The sequence below is a fragment of the Mesorhizobium alhagi CCNWXJ12-2 genome (genome assembly GCF_000236565.1).
Classification (GTDB): domain Bacteria; phylum Pseudomonadota; class Alphaproteobacteria; order Rhizobiales; family Rhizobiaceae; genus Allomesorhizobium; species Allomesorhizobium alhagi.
Genome location: NZ_AHAM01000256.1, coordinates 1 through 2682, shown reverse-complemented (window position 1 = coordinate 2682; position 2682 = coordinate 1). Strand labels below are relative to the sequence as shown.

The following is a 2682-nucleotide window of genomic DNA, read 5'->3' as shown; positions in this document are numbered from 1 at the left end:
CTGCCATCCCAGCAACCGGCTGTGGCGGGAGAGCCAGCCGCCTACCGCACCGGAGGCCAGAGCGACCGACCCGAGCGTCAGCAGGCCGGTGCCCTTCATAGTAGCCCCCAAAACCAGCAGTTGCAGTCCAGCCGGACCGGACGAGGGATCGACGAATTGCGGCAGGATGGCCAGCATGAATGTCAGCACCGTGGGATTGGTCAGATTGCAGACCATGCCCTGCCGGAATGCCGAGCCCCATGCGACGCCGGGTGTCGGGTCGACCACGCTCTCCACGTGTGCCGCATTCCGGCGTGGAAGCAAAAGGCCGACCCCGAGACAGATCAGGTAGGCGGCTCCCGCCCAGCGCAGTACCTCGTAGGCCACCGGCGACGACGCGACAAGCGAGGCAAGGCCGAGCGCGAGCAGCGGAATCTGGATCACTCCGGCCGCGACGCAGCCGAGCGCCGTCGAAAGCGCCGCGCGACGACCCTGTCCGACGCCGCGACTCATGACGAGCAGCATATCGGGACCGGGGCCGGACAACTGATAGGCAAGCACGGCAGCGAGGAAAGCGAGATAGGTGGCGAAATCCGGCATGGCCGTCACGGCTCCGCTTGGTCAGCAGTAACTCGCCAAACGCCGTCGCGGGTGTTTTGTTCTGCCGCGCGCCCGGTGCGTCACGTGCGCTTCTTCATCAGCGCTTCCAGTTCCTCGTCCCCGTGCTCGGGCAGCATGATGCGGACATGCGCATAAAGATCGGCGTTGCCGCCGATTTTTTCCGGCAGGCCGCGGCCCTTGAGGCGCAGAACCTTGTCGGAACTCGACCAGGGCGGCACGCTGAGCGACAGTCGGCCAGTCGGCGTCTCGACCGGCACTTTTGCGCCGAGCACAGCGTCGGCTAGAGAAACGGGCAGGTCAGCGTGAAGATTGCGGCCCTCGACGCGGTAGCGAGGGTGGCGGCGGAAGCGGATCTTCACCAGAGCATCGCCCGGCTCGCCCGGACCCTGCTCGCCCTGCCCTTTCAGCCGGATCGTCTGGCCGTCCTCGACATAGCGCGGCAGCTTCACCGCGAGCTTGCGCCCGTCGGGGAACATCGCATTGACCTTGGCCGCAGTCGCCGCCTCCTCGATGCTTACGTCGAGCGTGGCGTTGAGATCAGCCGCCTGCCGCCTCATGCCGGCGCCCATCCCCGCGCCGGGGCTTGCGCCCGGCCGTTGCGAAAAAGCCTCGCCGAAGAGTTCGGAGAATATGTCGGCGCCGCCGAAGGGATCGCCGCCCGGCGCGCTGGTCCTGAACTCGAAGCGAGCGCCGCCAGGTCCCTGTTGCCGCCGGAAACCCGCAAAAGGATCGCCGCCCGGGCCCCCCGGACGGCCTTCGAAACCCTGGAAGCGCGGCTTGCCTGAAGCGTCGATTTCGCCGCGGTCGAACGCCGCGCGACTCTTCTCGTCGCCGAGAATCTCGTAGGCCTGGCTCGCGGCTGCGAACTGGTCCTTGGATTTCGGATCGGGATTCTGGTCCGGATGGTGCTTCTTGGCGAGCTTCCGGAAGGCCGATTTTATGTCCTTGGCCGATGCGTTCTTCGCAACGCCCAAAACTTCATACGGATCGCGCATGCTTCCTGCCTGCAAAAATTCAGATTGTGCGCACTATATGCGCCTGCGTAGGAAGAGATTCCAGTGCCGCTGGCGACCTTACAAGGCTTTGAAGGACTCCATCCGCCATGCACCGGGCGCGACCATACAGACCTCGCCCTGGTAAAGGCTGACGCCGTCGAAGCTCTCGCGCGAGGTGGTGAAGCGCCGGCAAAGCGCGCCCCTGTCCTTGTGCTCGGCCAGCGCGGTGATCGTGCCGCGCGAACCGGTGCCGGCATTGGCCCATGGCAGCGGCACCCCGCCGAGTTCCATATCGGCCGACGACACGGCATTGCGGATGGTTGCCTCGTCGGAAAGGCGCTCCGGGTCGGCGATCGGCGCGCCACGTTCCGAAACATCGCCGGTCAGGATGGTCCGGTCGATCTCGGCCTTTTCGAGACTGAAGCCGCCCGACGCGCAGGCGCAGAGCGGCAGCAGGGCCGCCAAAAGCGCCGCATTGAGGCCTTGCCGCCGCAGCGAATGCAGGAAATAGCCTCCAGACGCTTGCGCGGCGCGCGACAATCGGCAATCTCCCCGAACCCGATGAATACGAGCTGAAACTATGAGCCAGACAGAGTTAACAAGCGGTGACTTCACCGAGGCTGCGGAGCCGTTCCGGCTCTTTGCCGAATGGCTCGACGATGCGGTGAAAAGCGAGCCGAACGACCCCAGCGCCGTCGCGCTGGCGACCGTGGACGAGAACGGCATGCCGGACGTCCGCATGGTGCTGCTCAAGGGTTTCGACGAGCAGGGTTTTGTTTTCTACACCAATTTCGAAAGCATCAAAGGCCGAGAGATCCTGTCCTCGATGAAGGCGGCAATGTGCTTCCACTGGAAGTCGCTGCGCCGCCAGGTGCGCGTGCGCGGGCCGGTGGAGATCGTCAGCGATGCCGAAGCCGACGCCTATTATGCGACGCGGCCGCGCGGCAGCCGAATCGGCGCCTGGGCGTCGAAGCAGTCGCGCCCGCTCGAAAGCCGCTTCGCGCTCGAAAAAGCGGTGGCCGAATACACTGCCCGCTACGCTTTCGGCGACATCCCGCGCCCGCCCTACTGGTCGGGCTTCCGGATC

4 protein-coding genes are annotated in these 2682 nt (G+C 65.6%); 1 reads left to right on the top strand and 3 read right to left on the bottom strand.

The features are described 5' to 3' along the window. From MAXJ12_RS27125 to MAXJ12_RS27115, 3 genes are all read right to left on the bottom strand, one after another. Positions 1-579, bottom strand: a 579-nt coding sequence (locus MAXJ12_RS27125) for a LysE family translocator (RefSeq protein ID WP_008839309.1), incomplete at its 3' end; no start/stop codon positions are given. Positions 580-659: 80 nt separating this feature from the next. After that, positions 660-1595 (bottom strand): DnaJ C-terminal domain-containing protein, encoded by a 936-nt coding sequence (locus tag MAXJ12_RS27120; RefSeq protein WP_008839308.1) that lies wholly within the window; start codon positions 1593-1595, stop codon positions 660-662. Between the two features lie 78 nt (positions 1596-1673). Continuing rightward, on the bottom strand, positions 1674-2135 hold the full coding sequence (locus tag MAXJ12_RS27115) for an RT0821/Lpp0805 family surface protein (protein ID WP_008839307.1): 462 nt from the start codon (positions 2133-2135) through the stop codon (positions 1674-1676). Between the two features lie 40 nt (positions 2136-2175). Here MAXJ12_RS27115 and pdxH point away from each other — a divergent pair. Then, on the top strand, positions 2176-2682 hold a 507-nt coding region (pdxH, locus tag MAXJ12_RS27110), incomplete at its 3' end, for a pyridoxamine 5'-phosphate oxidase (RefSeq protein ID WP_008839306.1).

What these genes read in the sequence shown, in the direction of transcription:
- MAXJ12_RS27120 (WP_008839308.1), bottom strand. Translation starts at nt 1,595, where the DNA reads ATGCGCGATCCGTATGAAGTTTTGGGCGTTGCGAAGAACGCATCGGCC.